Consider the following 17,446-nt stretch of genomic DNA (forward strand, 5'->3'; position numbering starts at 1 on the left):
AGATTCTCGGCCTCAGCCGAGCACGGTTCCCGGCTCGACCTTGACGCCCGGTCCCATGGTCGAAGACACCGCAATGCGCTGGATGTAGGTGCCCTTGGCGCCAGCCGGCTTGGCCTTCGCTACCGCATCCGCCAACGCCTTGATGTTCTCGACGAGCTTCTCTTCCGAAAACGAAGCCTTGCCGACACCGGCCTGCACGATACCGGCCTTCTCGACGCGGAATTCCACCGAACCGCCCTTGGCACCCTTCACGGCGCCGACGACATCCATGGTCACCGTGCCGATCTTCGGGTTCGGCATCATGCCCCGCGGACCGAGCACCTTGCCGAGACGGCCGACCAGCGGCATCATGTCCGGCGTGGCGATGCAGCGATCGAATGCGATCGTACCGCCCTGCACGGTCTCAACCAGATCTTCCGCACCAACGACGTCCGCGCCTGCTGCCTTGGCTTCCTCGGCCTTGGCACCGCGCGCAAACACGCCCACGCGCAGCGTGCGGCCGGTGCCGTTCGGCAGACTGACGACGCCGCGCACCATCTGGTCGGCGTGACGTGGATCGACGCCGAGATTCATGGCGATCTCGATCGTCTCGTCGAATTTTGACTTGGCGCGTTCCTTGATCAGCTTGATCGCCTCGGCGATCGGGTAAAGTTTTTCCCGATCAATGCCTTCGCGAGCCTTCTTCAAACGTTTTCCGGTTGCCATGGTTCGTTACTCCGCCACCTGAAGGCCCATCGAGCGGGCAGAGCCCTCGACCATGCTCATGGCCGATTCGACAGTGTCGCAATTGAGGTCCTTCATCTTCTTCTCGGCGATCTCGCGCACCTGCGCCTTGGTCACCTTGCCGGCGGAATCGCGGCCCGGCGCCTTTGAACCGGACTGGATTTTCGCCGCCTGCTTGAGGAAGTAGGACATCGGCGGGGTCTTCATCTCAAAGGTGAAGGAACGATCGGCATAGATCGTGATCACCACCGGAATCGGCGTATTCTTTTCTTCCTTCTGCGTCTGGGCGTTGAACGCCTTGCAGAATTCCATGATGTTGAGACCGCGCTGACCAAGCGCGGGACCGATCGGTGGCGACGGATTCGCCGCACCGGCCGGTACCTGCAATTTCAGGTATCCGGTCACTTTCTTTGCCATGCGTTACTCCTGTTGGTGGTTACGGCTTGAGACGGCTGGCGACCGCCCTCACCTCCCACGGCTTCCGCGGAAATTCCCTTCCGCACGTCATGGCCGGGCTTGTCCCGACCATCCACGTCTTCACAACCGTTCCACGACGAAAGACGTGGACGCCCGGCGGAACGCCGGGCAGACGGCTAAACCTTCTCGACCTGACCGAACTCCAGTTCGACCGGCGTTGCGCGGCCGAAGATCGACACCGCGACCTTCACGCGCGAGCGCGCCTCGTCGATTTCCTCAACCACGCCGGAGAACGACGCAAACGGCCCGTCGGCCACGCGAACATTCTCGCCAATCTCGAACGACACCGACGCCTTGGGCCGCTCCACACCTTCCTGCACCTGATGCATGATGCGCATGGCCTCGGCTTCCGAAATCGGCATCGGCTTGTTTTCCGCGCCGAGAAAGCCCGTGACCTTCGGAGTGTTCTTGATGAGATGGAACGCTTCGTCCGTGAGGTTCATCTTCACCAGCACGTAACCCGGAAAGAACTTGCGCTCGGTATCGACCTTGCGGCCGCGCCGGACCTCCGTGACCTTCTCGGTCGGCACCAGCACCTGCTCGAAGAGATCCTCAAGCCCCCGCTGCTTGGCCTGCTCCCGAATCGACTCCGAGACCTTTTTTTCGAAATTCGAATAGGCGTGGACGATATACCAGCGCATGCTCATGGTTCAGTTCCGTTGCGCGAGTCGCTCGTGTCTTCAATGAAGACTCAGGACGAACGTAATGAAAAAACGGATTAACTGATCCGTGAAGAAGAAGAAAATCGACGCCAGTGCCACCATCAGGAACACCATGATCGTCGTGACCGTGGTCTCGCGACGGGACGGCCAGGTGACCTTCGCAGTCTCGGTGCGCACTTCCTGCAGGAATTTGAACGGGCTGAAAGCCATCGTTGATGATCCGCGTTCGTTGCCGATCTGATTTCGGATGTCTGGACAGACTGTCTCGCGCGCCCACCCCTCCTTTGAGGGTAGTCGCCCAGCGGGCTCGACTGTCCGGGAAATTCAAGGCCGCGTCGGATATCCGTAAAATCGGGCCGACAGCAGGTGCCGCTATCTACTGCTGGCGGCTGGAAAGGTCAAGGGATGGTCAGCAGTCCTGCTAGGCAACAATGCTTGGGGACGATTGGAGATGCACGATTGACTGGCAGGAGTGGCAGGGCTCGAACCTGCGACCCCCGGTTTTGGAGTTCGCTCGATAACGTCCGTTCCTGTCCTGTTCTATCTCGCCAAATACTGAAAACGGCTGGGGAAAATGAGAGCTCGCAAGTAGATGTCACTCTCCTTCCCGGCCGTTCGTCAGAGGTTCGGTAGCAAAAGCGGTAGCAGTCTGTTCGCAGACTGTTCTCGCTCATCACTAGGGCACTAGCCGATTTTCGAACTCGGGGGCCTGGATTGGTTTTCAATTTTAAGCAAATTTTCCAAACCGGATATGATGGTTTCTAGATACCCGATCTGTTCCGCGGTCCGATCAGTCAAACGACCCTGACTATCGACTTCCCCAGTCGTGCAGCCGGAGCGGTACATTTCTATAATTCGACGATAGCGTTCTATGTCGTCTTTAATTTCTTGCCTTAACTCAATGTCGGTCATGCGGATCCTTCAAAATCAGCTTAGCGCTTTATTCAGTTTAGGTCTCCAAAGCAAATGGCCCGGAGCATTGCTGCGGGCCATTTACATAGCGAGCGAGCGTACGTCCGGCTCAGCTCACTAACCGATCCGCAGGTTTCCCGCGCTTTCCTTGCCGCGGTCCGAAACGATCTCATAAGAGATCTTGGCGCCCTCAGCGAGGCCGTTGAACCCGGCCCTCTCGACGGCCGAGATATGGACAAACACGTCCTTGCCGCCATCGTCGGGCTGAATAAAGCCATAGCCCTTCTGATCGTTGAACCACTTCACAGTACCTGTAGCCACTTTGATCTATCCCAAAACATTGAAAGGTCGATACAACCCTAAGCAGTAGCAGGATGCAAGGCACAATCCCGCCGGCGGATGTGCGACGCTCAGCCGTGAAAGACGAAACCGTTTTAGCCGTGCCCTGAAATTGAATTGAAACGAATCCCGACTATCTCGCTTTCCCTAAGAACAAAAAAACAAGGGAAAGCGTCATGTTGGAAGCCTTAATCGCGGCGCTGGCGTTGTTCAGCGCAGCCGTATTCGTTGCTCACGCATACGACGCCTTCCAGGCACACTGAGCGCGCCTGAAGCATCGAAAACCGCCGGTCTGACGATGGCGGGAGCGTTCTCGTGCGACTACGGCTCAGCTTGCCCTGGGGCGGCAATCCTTTAGCACGATCTTGATGATCCACTTCTTTGGCTCGCTCAGCGCATCTTCCCGAACGGAGTGGACAAGGCCAGTCACGGACACCCCCGACAGGCTCATCCGCGTTGGTATTCCCCTGAACTGGGCAGCCCGACAACGTCTTGCTTCAGTAGGTTGAGTCGTTTCGAACGTCTGCATATCCGGCTCCCTTCGCGCGCATTGTCCGATCGGAATCGAAAAGGCCGGCGGGCGTGACGCCGCCGACCTTTCGATGCGACTGCCGGCTCAAGCATCCGGTGCCGTCGCGGCCTGCGATAATCGTGGCCGGGTATGCTTAATAAAGGATTATCACCGGCGCCGGCGTGAGCGTGATTGCGCCAGGCCGGTCATATCCGCACCTCGCCCCAAGTGAGGCGGGGTGCCAGAGCTTCGCGCTGCGGATCCGACAGATTGATGAGCCGACGGCTGCTCCGGCTGAAGCCGCGTTCCGTGTCCACGTGCCAGCCGTCGCAATTGCGGCCGTACCGGTCGAACGGCTTGTATCGTTGCCGTGCGGCGGGGGTCATGTGACTGCCGTCGGCCTCGCGGTCATTATCGCTGCCCCAGGCGCCGTTTCCCTCGGATGCAGCGCAGGTCCAACCCAACGAAGGTTCGCCCTCTGCATCTGGCTCGGCCCCGTCGTGCTCGGCGCCTTCATCTTCACAAACGTCCTCACGGTCATCGGCGCAGCCGTCGCCCTCGCGATCGTCACGGTTGCCTGACGTCCATAGTGTTTGATCGGTGGCAACCACCGAGGCCAAGATCGGTTCGTCATCGCCGGTTTCTTCGAGGTCGGAATCGCTGGCCTCGGCATCAAAAGACTCGATCAGCAACTCGACGAGCGCTTCTTTGTCCTCCCGGGACCAGGACTGAAAAAATTGCTCCGGCGTGACGTCGACTTTGACGACGGTAGCGTCATTTGACCTGGGCGACTCGCTCGCTGGCGTTCCGTTCTTCCGCTGTTTGACGGCGGGTTTTGCTTTGGACGCATCACGCGCCCGCTGTGGGGATTTTGTCATAAGTTGCTCTTCGGTTCGGCCTGTCACAGCCATTGCCCGTGTCGGACGGATGCAGCCGGGGGGTGACAGCCTGCCGAAGAGACAGGTGCATCGCTTTTAAGCCCCGAAGAGCTCTGGACAGAACGGTGCGCCCCGGCCATAAAGGTCCGGTCGGTACCGCGCCGCCAAGCGCGTCCGTTGAAACTTCGCAAATTGCGAAGTTTCGTTCAGCCGCTGCCCTCTCCGGCCAAGGAGATGGCAAATTCCGGCCAAGGAATTTTGAGCGGCGATATCTTCGGTCCGGGCTGTCACACCCAACGACCACCATACCCTGATTTGCTAACGAAATCACCCCTCCCTGAGGGAGACTTTCGCGCGTCTCAAACGATTTCCATCGCCTCATTCAGCTCGGACGCTTTTCGAAGGAGGCGATCGCGCTCCTTGGATAAAGTCACTTCCTCGAGGGTCAGACAGATTGCGAGATTTGCGGCCGTAGCCTCGAAGAAGCCATTCACATCGGTGATAAATTTCGACCCGATTGTTTGCAGGAAATCTGCACGACTAACTCCTTGGGGCGTGGATTGACGCCTCGTGAGCTCCAGCGATTTCTCTTTGATTCTATCAAGGCGATGGCGAAGGTTTTTCCGCTGCACCCTAAGGCTTTCGGCAAGACGCAGTCGCCCATAAAAACGCTGCCACTCCACGTCGCCCAAAGCGTCGATCATTCCTCGAACATTGACTAGCTCGCTTGCGACAGCTTCCACCAGCGTCCGGTCGGGCTTGTCTGAAAAATCCACCCTCGCGGTCACTTTCTTTAACCCGTCTCTGATTTTCCAAACGCGGTCCAGAAAGGCCTTATCCCGATCAACTTCAGCCAAATCGGATTCCAAGATGGGGTAGAGCTGAAGGGCCGCTTGGGCGCCCATGATGTTAACTTGGCGCCACACCGGGGCTACGGCAATTTTGCCTACCAAGATGGCGCCGGCGAAACCCGTAATCGCTCCAGCAAAGCCAAGCCAGTCCGAAATCTGTACCGGCTTTGGCGCCAGAATGATGGGTATCCCAACTGAAAGAAGCACAGCGAGGACCGCCGCGAGGACCAGCAGAGAAATGGCTGCTGTACCCTGATCAATTTTGCGCATGACTCAAAGATGCCCGTTGCAATTCGCGCCCGCACGCATGCGCCTGATCTCTGGCGCCCTGACTTTCTCGCCGAGGCGCAACTTTCGTTCGATGGCTTCACGAATGGCTGGCGAGGTCGACGGCGCCGAGAGCTCGTATAGCGTGACACGCGAGAGGCCTTTCACCAGCCAGAGGCGATCCCCATAGTGCCGGGCTACATTCATCACCTTTGCGCAATTGGTGGGATTAAGCCCGAACTTCTCGAAGGCGAGCTTGGTTATGCGGGACGTTTTGTGCTCCCCTTTGTGCTGGAGAAGGAACAGGCCTTCCTCGATCACCCGCTCGGCTTTGGACTTTGGTTCAATCCGCGGCCTCTCAATGGGCTCAGGCTCGAATTGCCTCCTCAGCTTGTTTTCCAGAACCATGCCAAGATATTTGCCGAGCGCGGCTTCGTGGAAAAGGTCGAGCTCGCGCATGACCTCGAGAATGGTCATCAGCGGAGGCAGATGGTCGAAGGCTTCTAACCATTCTGATCCTTTTCCCGTCCAGTCAGGACGGCGCCTCATGACGGAGTGCACAGCCTCGATCACCGATTCGACAAGCGCAGTCTCGTTGTCCGCCGACTCGATGATCGTCACGATCAGGAGATTGACGTGGCCTTCGTCATAGTACCGCAGGATGCGCTCTAGCTTGGCTCGCGCCGTCGCTTCGATATTCGGCCGATCATGCGAGCTTAGGATACGTTGGATTGCTTCTGCGCAGATCTCTGGCGGGGTCGTTTTAAACGCGGGAGCCCATTGCTTTATCTCGGACAACGGACCTGTGCTCACCACGCTGCAAGCCTTTCGTCATTGCGCTGCAATCAGGTGTAGGAGCGCGATCGGTAAATTGCAATGCAAAGCAGCCGGAGTCATCAAGGTGGCTATCGACGCGCCCTTGCCACCGCGCTAAGCTTAATCTACGGCAACGAGAACTTGCCACGGCACGCGGTCGCGTAGCGCAAGCGAAGAAGCGAGGACCGCAAAGTTCACCGCTGCAGATTGTAGAGTTGCATATCGCGGGATGATGTCATGGTTCAGCAATCGCCGAAGATCGATGCACGTCCAAAAGTCTTCACCCAGTTCAAGGGTATAGTTTATGCCTTCTAAAGTTGTCGGTAGTCCCATTTCCTCTAAGTTGTCTGGGACAAAGAAATTTATGTTCGTGTGATCAAGGGTTATCAACGAGGTGTCGACTGACTCGTCAAGCCTCGATAGTGCGCACATGGAAAGAATCACCGTCGCTAAATCGGCGGGACTGCTGTAAATATTTGCGTCCGGTGACTCCAGACGCTGATAGCGGAAACGCAGCAACTGTATCTGCTCGGTCGGCTCGAGACCGTTACGACCTATCTTTCCATAATCAAGTTGAAAGTCACAATACAGTCTGCCGGCAACCTCCTCCTTCACTTCAATCATGTTCAGCCAGTCGCAGGCAGCGAAAAAAAGCAAATATCCCACTGCTTGATCATCTGAAAGTGCCAGAACGGAATTTCCGTATTGCCGAAGGACCCCGTGAGAGACACTCTCAATCAAAGCTCGATCTTCCGGCGCTAGCGCTGGCTGAGCCAGTGCAAATAGCGCAAGATGTCCGAAGACATCCGACAATCGAATGGGAAGCGTGTAGAGGTCGGCCAGCCCCGTCTGTACTAAGGAATTTACGCCGGCATCCAAATCTTTGGCCAGAAGATGAAGCGCTCTCCGAGTGCTCTCCAAAAACCAAGGCATCATGGTTGCTATGACATTTTCCCGTTCCTCGCCGCTGCAAAGCCCCGCCGCCAAGCCCATCACAATGGAGTTTACCCGCCCGGCCAAAAAAACGTCGTCAGCCGCAGCCAGCTCCGATTTCAACCCTTCCATCACGCCGGAGATTAGGCGTGCTCGATGATCCGGTGAAACTGCTTTCAAAGCGCGATAAGTCGTTTCGGCAAATTTGAAAGGCTCAAAATGCGAACTAGAGGTGACGGTAGCCAGAGCCGACTTAAGGTCGGCGATGTCCCTACGACTGAAAGAAGGCTCCCTATGCAGCTCGTGCATAAGCCGATCTGTTGCTGAGGAGGGTCCTGAGAAATGAGGATTTGCCGCAAAAAGATTCGGACCCTGCAGATTGAGCGACCATGATGCGATGGTTTGATTGGGTATTGCCATTTCGGTTTGGAGATGTTGCGCGATCTCTGCGAGGTTTAGAAATGGCCGTTCTTTCTGTACCAACGCACTCCCATCAATAATCGACCGAAATGCGCGAGTGAAGTGGCCGGCGCCGTCAGATTCTCCCGCGTATTCGTCAGCCGCAGCCGCCGTTATGAACGACATCCCCAGCGTGTCCGAATCCCCGAGAATGGCCTGTTTGAGTACTGCTGAAAGGTCGTAGGCCATTCCGCCGGTCTGGCAGGCGTCCAAGATGAAGTTTGTCTGCCGGGGACGAGCTCCAATAATGGATTTCAAAAATTCCGGAAAACCAATCGACGAGATAGGGATTCTGTCACTGTGCGTGTCTCGCAGGCCCAAATACAACGACTCGGCATACAGCTTCGCGTGGCCCGCGAAGTAGAACGTGAACACAGAAGCCGGATCTGGCAAGTTATACAAGCACTCACCAATCAAGTTTCGTAGCTGCTCGCAGGTAAGTGACAGTCCCAGCTTTGACTTAATCGGATCATACTGATGTTCCCGGGAGCCCACGAGAGCATTGAAAATATTTCGCGCATCATTCTCCGCGCCGGACAATGGCTTTAGATGGCTATATTGATCGCAACCGATCGCTAATAGAATTCTCATGCCTCGGGCCAGCGATATCTCGAGAGGCGCTGAGCTTCGCGCGCCACGGCAGACTTCTCCTTCTCAGCCATCACTTCGTTCACTTGCTCCTGATACGCCTGCGGTTGAGCAAGAAGATATGTCATATTCTTTTTCGCAACGCTCGGGTGCATGTGAATTTCCGGTTTGCTCGCTCGCCCGAAACGGTCAACGCCAAACTCAATCTTTCTCAGAACTTGCAAAAATGCAGCGGCAAAATCGCCGCCGTGATCTTTACCGTCTACCGAATTGCCAACCTCTTCGGCAGCTTGGCCCAGGGTGGAATAGAATTGTTGCATGAACTGCGAGAACATGACCTCCACAATCGTTGAAATCTGATCGTCGATCATGCTTGTTTTATGCTCAATTATATCAGAAACCTGCACGCTCATCTTAGCGCTGATAGCCATCATTTTGCTGTTGGACTTATCAGATGAGCCGACGTTCCATTTGCGGCCGTGCTGATAACGCTTAATATTTCGCGCGCTGAGGATTGTTGCCTGTCGTGCCTCCAACCGCTCAGCGATCAGCTTTTGAATGCCGTTTTCCGAGGCCCCGGATTGCGAGTAATTGAAAAAGGTGATTCTCTTGGCCTTTTCCACTGCTGGCTTTCCTCATTGCGGTCTTCGGAAAGCTCGACTCGATACACCACATAGGGCTGCACGTCGATCCGCTTGCGAAGTGTGACTCCCGCGAGGGTTTCGCCGCGCGCGTCTAGCCGGAACGGCTAGCACCGAAGGCCGCTGGCCATTTCTGTTTTGAACCTTCTCGTGTGAGAGAGTTCAACCAGCCCCGCGCGCGCCGCTAGGTCCGCGCGAGGCTGGGATGTCGAGCCGAGCACACGACCGATGGTCAATCATGCACTTCGTCCAGGCTCGACGTCGGTGCGGCCGCCCTGCCGGGAAGGAGCTTCCACAAACGGCCACACCGAATTAATTCATACCGTGCCGACGGCGCATGTCGGCGGCGAGATCAAAACGTCGGCCGATCAGCTCGGCTCGGCACTCAGCGCCGGTCACACCGCGATTGATGAAGTCACGAGCCTTCTCGGGCTTGCCTGCAAGAGCGCAGGTTTCGTGGATCTCTTGCTCGTATGCGCGTCGCTTATTCTCGATGTCTGCGAAGGCTGACATTCCGTGGTTTCCTTTCGTTAAAAGCTGTCTTCAGGCGCCGGCAGGTCACTCGACACGCCAAGCACGCTGCGAGGGTCCGCATCTATGCGTCGAGAAATGTTCATGCCGCTGCGGATTAGATCCTGGAGCCAGTATTCTTCCTCGCGCTCGGTCGAGAGCTTGTCCGCCATCAAGGTGGTGAGCTTCTTCGCGCGATCCTCTGCGCTCAAAGCCGCGTCGTCGTCCGAGCATTCGTCGATCTCGCGGTGCAACGCCGCCACCAAAACATCCGGCTGCAGCCAAGCCGCAAAAGCGGCCTCCGGTGGCACATTTCGATTAGAGATCGGGCCGGCGACCGTATGCACCAACTCCTGTGCTGGCCATTCGATGCGCCTGACGCCGCCCTCGATGAGCAAGCTCAAATTCGGCGCGCCGGCGGCTCGCAACTGTTCAACATAGGCCGAAGCAAAAACTTTCGCGTCGTTGCTATGGATCGGTGCCGAGTGGACTTGGTGAATATCCGCCTTCAGTTCTCGGATGCGACGCTGACACCTTTCGACAGCCTCAACGCCGTTCTCACCGCGCCGCAACTTCGGTTCGGCGCCTTGGTGGTCAGCAACCCGCAAACCGGAGCACCGGCTCATCCATTTTTCGATATTTGAGATGAGAAGCCTCGCTTCTTTCGCGGCTTCTCTGGCTTCAGTGCTCCGCGTCTCAGCGCGGTCGAGCCTGCCCCGTAACTCGGAGACATTCGCCTCTAAAACGGCGAGGTGCTCGGGCGTCACGCCCATTATCGTTCCGACCAAGCGCGGGTTTGTAACCTTCTGAAGATCAGCCTTCGCGTGCTCTAATGCGGAACGGGCGGCGTGCATGTCCTCTCCGCGGCCGCTGGAGATGTAGTGCAATTCCGCCGCTCGGTCTCGGAGCATTGCGAGCTTAGCGGCCGCTCCTGGGGGCAACACGACAGTCTTATCGCCCATTCTCGGGTCGGCTGGATCGAGCTTCGATTGCTTCGCGAACCGCATCGGGGTCTCCGTTTGTGTCTCGCTCCACGATTCGCTGATTTGTCTGGCCATCACCACCAGGGGGTCGTGGCCAAAGCTCGTCGAATTGTGCGTGCTGATGGGACGGTGTCGTGAGTGCGCAGTAGGCTCCAGACGTCGGCCTCGATCTTGCCGGCATGTCTTGCCGGGCTTTGCTCTAGGACGCGTTCGCGGCGCCAGGCCGTCGCAGCGTACCGGCCGATTGCAGCCGCCAGCGCGTCCGCTTGAGCCGCCTGCGCTCTGTCACCGAAATACCGCGCGGCCATCGCACGCAACATTTCGTCTCGCCGTTGAAGCAGCCAGGCTGTCCGCCACGGCCGACCACCGACGCGATGCAGGCCGATTGCGTCCTCAAGACCGTCCGGTCCCTCGCCCGCGAGCCAGGCCCGCAGATCTCTACCTACCTCCGCCACAGCCGCATCCGACTGCCCGGCCAGAAGGTCGGCAGCACGGACCAAGGCATGGGCGGACGTGGCGGGCATGGGCTATGCGCGAACAACCGGTGCCGACAACAGCTCCAGCTCGGCAGCGATCGCCTTGGACATCGCTGCGTCGAGCGCTCGGGCATCGCAGCCAAGCTCTGCTGCCATTGCTGCAGCGTGGCGGCTCGGCATCCGCTGGATAGCCTGCCGCAGCCCTATGAACGCCTTCTGGACGTGCGACTTCACGGCCGCGAGGGGGACCAGCTCCTTGCGGCGCTCGGCGATCCGAAGTGCTCGCTCTTTCCCCTTCAAGATCTCGCCGACCATCCGAGTTAGGCCGAGGTCCACTCCTTTTCCTTCAGGCGGAGCGACGCCTTCTTCGGCGAGAACTTGACGGATAAAGCTCATCGCCTCCCGGGCATCGTCCACCGACCGAACCATCTCCTCAGGCGGGACGGCCTTCCGGAGAGCGGGATCGAGGTTCGCTGTCCGATCGGCTTTGACCTCGGAGATGAAAACCTTGCCACCATGAGATCGCACCGAGCCGTCTTTGACTTGGCGGGCCAGGGTCGTTTTGTTGACGCCAACAACCTTGGCGGCCTTGGAAATCGAAACGAGCTGTTCCTTAGCGGGCATTATCGGGTGTCCTTTCGCGATTGGCGGGCCCTAAGGCGCAGGCCGTTGCATAGATTTTTCGATTCAGAACTAGCGGTATCCCAGGCCGTTTCCCGCCCGCAGAGGGCCGACCACCTCGGAGAGGACCCGCGATGCATGTCATGCGGCGTCCCTCTTCGATCGGAACAAGTTCGAACGCGTCGGCTCCACGAGTCCCTCGCCGCATAGGCGCGCAGCGATAGCCAGGCCGATCATATTCAGACTGGTTTTCGAATGACGCCGAGCGCGAGGGCCGAGGGCTGCTTTGGCGATGTCGACGGCACTGATGGGAGACGGTGAACGTCGGATCAGTTGGAGGACGCGAAGGTCGTCTTCTGCATTCCTCATGCTATGTCCCTACCCGAGATATAGATAGTACGGCGGGAATCCCGCCCTGGGGTACTACGGCGGCAATCCCGCCCCGGCACATCACCCTCATCGGGGCGGCAATCCCGCCCCGAAACCTGCGGCAATCCCGCCCCGGCTTTCTGTTTTTTCGCAGATTGCTTGGAGCGCTCGACCGCCGTTGGGCTCTTCGCCCGTCGCGCAGCACGCGCGAGATCGTGAGCCTCATCCTTCGTCTTTATTGATCGCCATTCATTGGTGGCGTCACCGGAGTCGGTTTCCCGGTAGGTCAAGCGATAGGTCGTTGGCAAACGAAACTCGGCATTGCCGCCGCGGCCTTGGCGTGTGATCTCGACGAACCCAAGCGCTACAGCTTCCCTGATCGATGGGGCCACAGATTCGCGCTCGACGCCGTATCGGACAAAGTCGGCATACGTGACGATCAGCCCGCCGTTCGATGTCCCACCGTGATGACACATCTCAATCTCCAATCGGCTGAGGACGCGCTGCCCGTCACGGCTAAGCGCTCTATAGGGTTCGGACTCCAGCATTTCGACGAGACGCCAAGAGAACTGGCCGCCGATCCTTGTTTTTCGGCGCCTCCGGGTCATGCTTCCCCCGGCCTGTCGAACATAAGGCGCCATATGGCGGTCCTGATGGCTACTTCCATGCTGGCGATTTCACGGGCGATGATGGCATCGGCTACCCCGCGGCGGCGCAGCAGGTCCGACTGTGTTTGAAGCTGGCGCTGGATGTGTTGCTCTGCCTTCTCAGGCTTAAGGCACAAGGCATAGTCGGCTTGCCGCTGGATCATGGCGGTGCGACGTGCCAGGGGGAAAGGAAGGACTAATGCACTCATGCTGCGCCCCCTGTCTGGTCTGTTTTCCAATTGGAAAGAACGGTCTGCAGCGACTCCAACTCAGCCGCGTTGACCATCTCGCAGCGGGCCCAAGCAGTTGGCTCGATCAGTGCTTTAATTGCTTCTTCAACGCACAATCGAAGGAGACCTGGGTCCATGGCGTCGATTTCCCAGCATTGCGTGCCGTGGCGTTCGACGAACCAGCCGTACCGCGGGTCTCTCCGCTTATCGGTGGCAGGGAATGAGGGAAGTCCGGTTGTTTGTTCCGGCGTTAACGCAATGCGGATGAGCTCGACGTGTTCTCCGCCGTACCTTGCGAGCCGGTTAGGCAAATCCGATTGCGACATGAACATGCCGCTAGGGTCGAAGTCGCCGACGTACAGAACGATTAAGGGGCGGCCGTCTTTGCTCTCGGCAACATCATAGACCGATGTGGCGCCGGCGAACCCGTGCATGACGCGGAAGCCGACCGCGTATTGATCCAGAACTGGCTTGAGCACCCCGCGAATTGTGCCCTTTTCGGACCAGACTTCGACGCGGACAGGTTGCTGATCCCAAAAGTCGCGGCGGTAGGATCTCGCGACGGCCTGCGCGTATTCTGCGGTATCGCTCCACGTGGAGACACGCTCGAGGTCGCGTGTCTCATCCACGATCCACCCCCAGGGAATGAGGCCTTGCTCACGCGCAATCCGAAGGAGCCGGTACACCTTCTGCATATCCTTGACGGACATCGATGGCGTGAGCTTCTGAGTGAATAGCTTGTAGCCGACGCCTCGCCCGGTAATCGGTTGCGCTGGCTCTGCCAAAGCCCTCATTGCGGCAATCATGTCGAGCGAGGCTTTTGACATCCCCCGGCCGAGCTTTTTTGATCCTGTTCGAAAATGCTCGCTCATGGTCGGATCGTCATCCGAGTCCATTTTCACGCGGTGACTCGATGCCAAGCATTTTTCGCAGTGGCGCCGTAGGCACGACAACCCGCCCGCCAATCTTAATGCTTGGGATTTGCCCTGTTTTGCAGGCCTCATAAGCGGGGTTTTTGCTTAGGCCCAGTGCCTTGCCGGCGATCTCAACCGAGACGGCCAGTTTCTCAATCAATGCCTTTCGTACTAAGTCTTCCATGTCGAACTCCCGATGTGTATGACTATCAATACAAATCGCGGTTCGCCCCGTATTGTCAACATCCTTCTGTAGTGATAACAATACACCGGTTGTGACACGGAAGGATAACCGGTGATCAAAAAGCAGACTGCACGAAAAAAAATTTCGACCAGTAAGGTCGGTCAACGCCCGGTCTTACAATTTAGGGTTCATGCCGACGTCTACGCTGCACTCGGCAAAGCCGCGGTCGCGGCTAAACGAACGCTCTCGGAAGAGACTGCCAAGCGCGTTGAATTCTCGCTGGAGATGGATGCTGGTCTAAATGGGGATAGCCGCCACGCCGATGCCAGGCGTGAACTGGAGGCGCTGGCTGCATCGAGCGGGAAGTCTTTATTGGAAGTGGCCCTAAAGCGAATTTGGCTCTCTTTTAATTTTGAAAATCAGTTGGGAAACCTAGCGGACGGTATCGCTCGCAGGGGTCAGCTCCTTGACAAAGCTAAGGATCGAATTCGCGATTTGGAACGTAAAATCGCGCAGCTGGAAGCTGACCAACAGTCGGGCATCTCGCCAGGCATTTCCCGGGCCATTGAGGAAGCGGTCGCCCGCGGCATCAGCCGGGGGCAGCCATGAAGGGCCATCTACGCGAACGCTCGCCGGGGCACTGGGCAATCATCCTCGACAGCATCGATCCCGTTACTGGCAAGCGGCGCCGGCGTTGGCATTCGTTCAAGGGTACTAAGCGCAGCGCGCAAATTGAGTGTGCCAGACTGATAAGCGAGAAGGTCAATGGCACGCTCATGGAGCCGAATAAGACCACCGTCACTCAGTTCTTTGACAAGTGGCTCGACCACATCAAATCTCAGGTAAGCCCGCGCTCGCATGAGCGATACGCAGAGATCGCGAAAAAAAACCTTGCACCTTTAATCGGCGGTGCGGTTCTCACCAAACTGTCGCCTATCATGATCAGCGGCGCTTATTCGACCGCGCTCACATCCGGGCGGCGGGACGGCAAGGGCGGACTATCCCCCCGGACGGTCCACCACATGCACAGGGTTCTCAAGCAAGCGCTTGGACAGGCGGTAAGCTGGCAGATGCTCAACCGCAATCCCGCCGACGCCGTCGACCCGCCGAAGGTCGAACGAACCGCCATGCAGACCTATACGGTCGAACAGACGGCCGCCCTGATCGATTCTATGCGAGGGAGCCGATTATTCCTCCCGACCCTGCTGGCCGTGCTCTGTGGCCTTCGTAGAGCTGAAATTTCAGCGCTTCGGTGGAAATCAGTAGATCTCGACGCCGCCCAGCTGGCCGTGGTGGAGAGTGCCGAGCAGATGAACGGGAAAGTCAGGCTGAAGGAACCGAAGTCGGGCCGGGCTCGAACGGTGGCGATCCCGGCAATGGTGGTTACCGAGTTGCGGACGCACAGAGCTCGACAGGCTGAGGAAATGCTCCGAATTGGCCTCCCGCCAACAGCCGATACCTTCGTGGCTTGCCATGGGGACGGCGCCATGTTCACTCCGACCTATCTGACCCACCAGTGGGTAAAAGTGATCCGGGCTAGCGGCCTGCCGATCCGCCGTTTTCACGACCTACGGCACAGTCATGCGACCCATATGTTGACGAACGGCGTGCACCCAAAGGTGGCCAGTGAACGCCTGGGGCACTCCAAGGTGGGCATCACACTCGATCTTTATTCGCACGTGATGCCAGGAATGCAGGAAGACGCGGCGAGTCGGATTGACGCCGCGATGCAGACGGCTCTCAAGAAACGATCGTGAAATGGTAGCAATCCGGTAGCAGGACGCTACAGGCACAGTCGGAGATTTTAGCTAACTACTTGAAATCACTGGCAGGAGTGGCAGGGCTCGAACCTGCGACCCCCGGTTTTGGAGACCGGTGCTCTACCAATTGAGCTACACTCCTGTGAGGGCTGCGTCGCCGCAGACCCTAGCCGTTTCAAGCATGACGGGCGCCCTGATTGCAAGTGGCAAGCAATCCCCGGATCGCGAGTTCCTGCGAGGCTGCCCCTTCTGGCCGACGCTGACGGCGCTCCGCGTCCCTACTCGATGATGCTGGCGACGACGCCTGCTCCGGCCACAAGTGCGGTCTACCGCACTTGTGCAAGGTTGAACTCGGTTGGTACTGATGGTTTGTTGCGGTGATCATTCAATGATCGACGCCACGACGCCTGCTCCGACGGTACGTCCGCCCTCGCGGATGGCGAAGCGCAGCTTCTCCTCCATCGCGATCGGCACGATCAGGTGCACTTCCATCGCGATGTTGTCGCCCGGCATCACCATCTCGGTGCCGGCCGGAAGATGCACAACACCCGTCACGTCGGTGGTGCGGAAATAAAACTGCGGACGGTAGTTGGTGAAGAACGGCGTGTGGCGACCGCCCTCCTCCTTGGTCAGGATATAGGCTTCGGCCTTGAACTTGGTGTGCGGCTTCACCGAACCCGGCTTGCACAGAACCTGGCCGCGCTCCACGTCCTCGCGCTTGGTGCCGCGCAACAACGCCCCGATGTTGTCGCCCGCCTGCCCCTGGTCCAGAAGCTTGCGGAACATCTCCACACCCGTCACCGTCGTCTTCTGCGTCTCGCGGATGCCGACAATCTCGATTTCCTCGCCGACCTTGACAACCCCGCGCTCCACCCGGCCCGTCACAACCGTGCCGCGTCCCGAAATCGAGAACACGTCCTCAACCGGCATCAGGAACGGCTGATCAATCGGTCGCTCCGGCTGCGGAATGTAGGCGTCGACATTCTTCATCAGTTCCAGAATCGCGTCATGACCAAGCTTCTGGTCCGAGTTCTCAAGCGCCGCCAGCGCCGAGCCCTTCACGATCGGAATGTCGTCGCCCGGAAATTCGTACTTCGACAAAAGCTCCCGCACTTCCATCTCAACCAGCTCGAGCAGCTCCGGATCGTCAACCATGTCGCACTTGTTCAAAAACACAACCAGCGCCGGAACGCCGACCTGGCGCGCCAGAAGAATGTGCTCGCGGGTCTGCGGCATCGGGCCGTCCGCCGCCGAAACAACCAGGATCGCGCCGTCCATCTGCGCCGCACCCGTGATCATGTTCTTCACGTAGTCCGCATGGCCAGGACAGTCGACATGCGCATAGTGACGGTTCGCCGTCTCGTACTCCACATGCGCCGTCGAAATCGTGATGCCGCGCGCCTTCTCTTCCGGAGCCTTGTCAATCTGGTCGTACGCCGTGAACGTCGCCCCGCCCGTCTCCGCCAGAACCTTCGTAATCGCAGCCGTCAATGACGTCTTGCCATGATCAACATGACCAATCGTCCCAATGTTGCAATGCGGCTTGTTACGTTCAAATTTCGCTTTGGCCATTCCTCACCCCTTACGATCCGGCACACGGGCGGCATCGAACCGCGGGTGGGTTACTGCGGATAATGCCCCCATTCAAGCCAAATTCCGCACCGACTTCCTGACCTAACCTCGGCCAAGAGGAGC

Annotated in this window: 22 protein-coding genes and 1 tRNA gene; 3 read left to right on the forward strand and 20 right to left on the reverse strand. The window is 58.2% G+C overall.

The features are described 5' to 3' along the window. Positions 1-12 precede the first annotated feature (12 nt). From rplA to AC1RT6_RS05330, 11 genes are all read right to left on the reverse strand, one after another. Positions 13-705 (reverse strand): 50S ribosomal protein L1, encoded by a 693-nt coding sequence (gene rplA, locus AC1RT6_RS05280; RefSeq protein WP_079446312.1) that lies wholly within the window; start codon positions 703-705, stop codon positions 13-15. Positions 706-711: 6 nt separating this feature from the next. Beyond that, a complete protein-coding gene (gene rplK, locus AC1RT6_RS05285; RefSeq protein WP_079446311.1) occupies positions 712-1,140 on the reverse strand; it encodes a 50S ribosomal protein L11 in 429 nt (142 codons plus the stop codon). Positions 1,141-1,316: 176 nt separating this feature from the next. Continuing rightward, positions 1,317-1,847, reverse strand: a complete 531-nt coding sequence (gene nusG, locus AC1RT6_RS05290) for a transcription termination/antitermination protein NusG (protein WP_009797155.1) — start codon at positions 1,845-1,847, stop codon at positions 1,317-1,319. 33 nt (positions 1,848-1,880) lie between these two features. Then, positions 1,881-2,072 carry a preprotein translocase subunit SecE gene (gene secE / locus AC1RT6_RS05295; protein ID WP_079446310.1) on the reverse strand — a complete coding sequence of 64 codons (192 nt, stop codon included), beginning with the start codon at positions 2,070-2,072 and terminating at the stop codon, positions 1,881-1,883. 474 nt (positions 2,073-2,546) lie between these two features. Next, entirely contained in the window at positions 2,547-2,774 is a 228-nt protein-coding gene (locus tag AC1RT6_RS05300) for a hypothetical protein (RefSeq protein WP_472789500.1), read from the reverse strand. 117 nt (positions 2,775-2,891) lie between these two features. Further along, the gene (locus AC1RT6_RS05305; RefSeq protein ID WP_472789498.1) at positions 2,892-3,095 is read right to left on the reverse strand and encodes a cold-shock protein; all 204 of its coding nucleotides are present in this window, start codon (positions 3,093-3,095) and stop codon (positions 2,892-2,894) included. 735 nt (positions 3,096-3,830) lie between these two features. Further along, the gene (locus tag AC1RT6_RS05310) at positions 3,831-4,502 is read right to left on the reverse strand and encodes a hypothetical protein (RefSeq protein WP_493029213.1); all 672 of its coding nucleotides are present in this window, start codon (positions 4,500-4,502) and stop codon (positions 3,831-3,833) included. 359 nt (positions 4,503-4,861) lie between these two features. Next, complete coding sequence (locus AC1RT6_RS05315; RefSeq protein ID WP_472789492.1) at positions 4,862-5,623, reverse strand: hypothetical protein; 762 nt, start codon at positions 5,621-5,623, stop codon at positions 4,862-4,864. A gap of 3 nt (positions 5,624-5,626) precedes the next feature. Next, on the reverse strand, positions 5,627-6,436 hold the full coding sequence (locus tag AC1RT6_RS05320; protein WP_493029215.1) for a hypothetical protein: 810 nt from the start codon (positions 6,434-6,436) through the stop codon (positions 5,627-5,629). 120 nt (positions 6,437-6,556) lie between these two features. Continuing rightward, a complete protein-coding gene (locus AC1RT6_RS05325; RefSeq protein WP_493029217.1) occupies positions 6,557-8,419 on the reverse strand; it encodes a caspase family protein in 1,863 nt (620 codons plus the stop codon). Further along, the gene (locus AC1RT6_RS05330) at positions 8,416-9,039 is read right to left on the reverse strand and encodes a hypothetical protein (RefSeq protein WP_472789486.1); all 624 of its coding nucleotides are present in this window, start codon (positions 9,037-9,039) and stop codon (positions 8,416-8,418) included. The genes AC1RT6_RS05325 and AC1RT6_RS05330 overlap by 4 nt, the downstream gene beginning before the upstream one ends. A 246-nt stretch (positions 9,040-9,285) precedes the next feature. Between AC1RT6_RS05330 and AC1RT6_RS05335 the strand changes: the two genes are divergently transcribed. After that, the gene (locus AC1RT6_RS05335; RefSeq protein ID WP_472789485.1) at positions 9,286-9,567 is read left to right on the forward strand and encodes a hypothetical protein; all 282 of its coding nucleotides are present in this window, start codon (positions 9,286-9,288) and stop codon (positions 9,565-9,567) included. Between the two features lie 20 nt (positions 9,568-9,587). On the opposite strand, the gene AC1RT6_RS05340 is transcribed toward AC1RT6_RS05335, so the two are convergent. From AC1RT6_RS05340 to AC1RT6_RS05370, 7 genes are all read right to left on the reverse strand, one after another. After that, positions 9,588-10,574, reverse strand: a complete 987-nt coding sequence (locus AC1RT6_RS05340; RefSeq protein ID WP_472789484.1) for a hypothetical protein — start codon at positions 10,572-10,574, stop codon at positions 9,588-9,590. A gap of 50 nt (positions 10,575-10,624) precedes the next feature. Further along, positions 10,625-11,074: a hypothetical protein gene (locus AC1RT6_RS05345; protein ID WP_472789482.1), complete on the reverse strand. Its 450-nt coding sequence runs from the start codon at positions 11,072-11,074 to the stop codon at positions 10,625-10,627. 3 nt (positions 11,075-11,077) lie between these two features. Then, a complete protein-coding gene (locus tag AC1RT6_RS05350) occupies positions 11,078-11,650 on the reverse strand; it encodes a hypothetical protein (RefSeq protein WP_472789480.1) in 573 nt (190 codons plus the stop codon). A gap of 362 nt (positions 11,651-12,012) precedes the next feature. Then, positions 12,013-12,624, reverse strand: a complete 612-nt coding sequence (locus tag AC1RT6_RS05355) for a hypothetical protein (RefSeq protein ID WP_472789478.1) — start codon at positions 12,622-12,624, stop codon at positions 12,013-12,015. Next, positions 12,621-12,872 carry a DUF6074 family protein gene (locus AC1RT6_RS05360; RefSeq protein ID WP_472789476.1) on the reverse strand — a complete coding sequence of 84 codons (252 nt, stop codon included), beginning with the start codon at positions 12,870-12,872 and terminating at the stop codon, positions 12,621-12,623. Before AC1RT6_RS05360 ends, AC1RT6_RS05355 begins: the two co-directional genes overlap by 4 nt. After that, positions 12,869-13,720: a hypothetical protein gene (locus tag AC1RT6_RS05365; protein WP_493029220.1), complete on the reverse strand. Its 852-nt coding sequence runs from the start codon at positions 13,718-13,720 to the stop codon at positions 12,869-12,871. Before AC1RT6_RS05365 ends, AC1RT6_RS05360 begins: the two co-directional genes overlap by 4 nt. A 55-nt stretch (positions 13,721-13,775) precedes the next feature. Continuing rightward, the gene (locus AC1RT6_RS05370) at positions 13,776-13,991 is read right to left on the reverse strand and encodes a DNA-binding protein (protein WP_472789474.1); all 216 of its coding nucleotides are present in this window, start codon (positions 13,989-13,991) and stop codon (positions 13,776-13,778) included. 111 nt (positions 13,992-14,102) lie between these two features. Here AC1RT6_RS05370 and AC1RT6_RS05375 point away from each other — a divergent pair, with 111 nt between their 5' ends. Then, positions 14,103-14,600 (forward strand): hypothetical protein, encoded by a 498-nt coding sequence (locus tag AC1RT6_RS05375; RefSeq protein ID WP_472789472.1) that lies wholly within the window; start codon positions 14,103-14,105, stop codon positions 14,598-14,600. Further along, positions 14,597-15,748: a site-specific integrase gene (locus AC1RT6_RS05380; RefSeq protein ID WP_493029222.1), complete on the forward strand. Its 1,152-nt coding sequence runs from the start codon at positions 14,597-14,599 to the stop codon at positions 15,746-15,748. The genes AC1RT6_RS05375 and AC1RT6_RS05380 overlap by 4 nt, the downstream gene beginning before the upstream one ends. 69 nt (positions 15,749-15,817) lie before the next feature. Here the strand turns inward: AC1RT6_RS05380 and AC1RT6_RS05385 are convergent. Both AC1RT6_RS05385 and tuf read right to left on the reverse strand, forming a co-directional pair. Further along, positions 15,818-15,893 (reverse strand) — tRNA-Trp (locus AC1RT6_RS05385). A 239-nt stretch (positions 15,894-16,132) separates the two neighbouring features. Continuing rightward, positions 16,133-17,323 carry an elongation factor Tu gene (gene tuf, locus AC1RT6_RS05390; RefSeq protein ID WP_425909092.1) on the reverse strand — a complete coding sequence of 397 codons (1,191 nt, stop codon included), beginning with the start codon at positions 17,321-17,323 and terminating at the stop codon, positions 16,133-16,135. Between the last annotated feature and the right edge of the window lie 123 nt (positions 17,324-17,446).

The sequence above is a fragment of the Nitrobacter sp. MLSD-S21 genome, assembly GCF_058809865.1.

What these genes read in the sequence shown, in the direction of transcription:
- rplA (WP_079446312.1), bottom strand. Translation starts at nt 705, where the DNA reads ATGGCAACCGGAAAACGTTTGAAGAAGGCTCGCGAAGGCATTGATCGG.
- rplK (WP_079446311.1), bottom strand. Translation starts at nt 1,140, where the DNA reads ATGGCAAAGAAAGTGACCGGATACCTGAAATTGCAGGTACCGGCCGGT.
- nusG (WP_009797155.1), bottom strand. Translation starts at nt 1,847, where the DNA reads ATGAGCATGCGCTGGTATATCGTCCACGCCTATTCGAATTTCGAAAAA.
- secE (WP_079446310.1), bottom strand. Translation starts at nt 2,072, where the DNA reads ATGGCTTTCAGCCCGTTCAAATTCCTGCAGGAAGTGCGCACCGAGACT.
- AC1RT6_RS05300 (WP_472789500.1), bottom strand. Translation starts at nt 2,774, where the DNA reads ATGACCGACATTGAGTTAAGGCAAGAAATTAAAGACGACATAGAACGC.
- AC1RT6_RS05310 (WP_493029213.1), bottom strand. Translation starts at nt 4,502, where the DNA reads ATGACAAAATCCCCACAGCGGGCGCGTGATGCGTCCAAAGCAAAACCC.
- AC1RT6_RS05315 (WP_472789492.1), bottom strand. Translation starts at nt 5,623, where the DNA reads ATGCGCAAAATTGATCAGGGTACAGCAGCCATTTCTCTGCTGGTCCTC.
- AC1RT6_RS05325 (WP_493029217.1), bottom strand. Translation starts at nt 8,419, where the DNA reads ATGAGAATTCTATTAGCGATCGGTTGCGATCAATATAGCCATCTAAAG.
- AC1RT6_RS05335 (WP_472789485.1), top strand. Translation starts at nt 9,286, where the DNA reads ATGGTCAATCATGCACTTCGTCCAGGCTCGACGTCGGTGCGGCCGCCC.
- AC1RT6_RS05340 (WP_472789484.1), bottom strand. Translation starts at nt 10,574, where the DNA reads ATGCGGTTCGCGAAGCAATCGAAGCTCGATCCAGCCGACCCGAGAATG.
- AC1RT6_RS05345 (WP_472789482.1), bottom strand. Translation starts at nt 11,074, where the DNA reads ATGCCCGCCACGTCCGCCCATGCCTTGGTCCGTGCTGCCGACCTTCTG.
- AC1RT6_RS05350 (WP_472789480.1), bottom strand. Translation starts at nt 11,650, where the DNA reads ATGCCCGCTAAGGAACAGCTCGTTTCGATTTCCAAGGCCGCCAAGGTT.
- AC1RT6_RS05355 (WP_472789478.1), bottom strand. Translation starts at nt 12,624, where the DNA reads ATGACCCGGAGGCGCCGAAAAACAAGGATCGGCGGCCAGTTCTCTTGG.
- AC1RT6_RS05360 (WP_472789476.1), bottom strand. Translation starts at nt 12,872, where the DNA reads ATGAGTGCATTAGTCCTTCCTTTCCCCCTGGCACGTCGCACCGCCATG.
- AC1RT6_RS05365 (WP_493029220.1), bottom strand. Translation starts at nt 13,720, where the DNA reads ATGTCAAAAGCCTCGCTCGACATGATTGCCGCAATGAGGGCTTTGGCA.
- AC1RT6_RS05370 (WP_472789474.1), bottom strand. Translation starts at nt 13,991, where the DNA reads ATGGAAGACTTAGTACGAAAGGCATTGATTGAGAAACTGGCCGTCTCG.
- AC1RT6_RS05380 (WP_493029222.1), top strand. Translation starts at nt 14,597, where the DNA reads ATGAAGGGCCATCTACGCGAACGCTCGCCGGGGCACTGGGCAATCATC.
- tuf (WP_425909092.1), bottom strand. Translation starts at nt 17,323, where the DNA reads ATGGCCAAAGCGAAATTTGAACGTAACAAGCCGCATTGCAACATTGGG.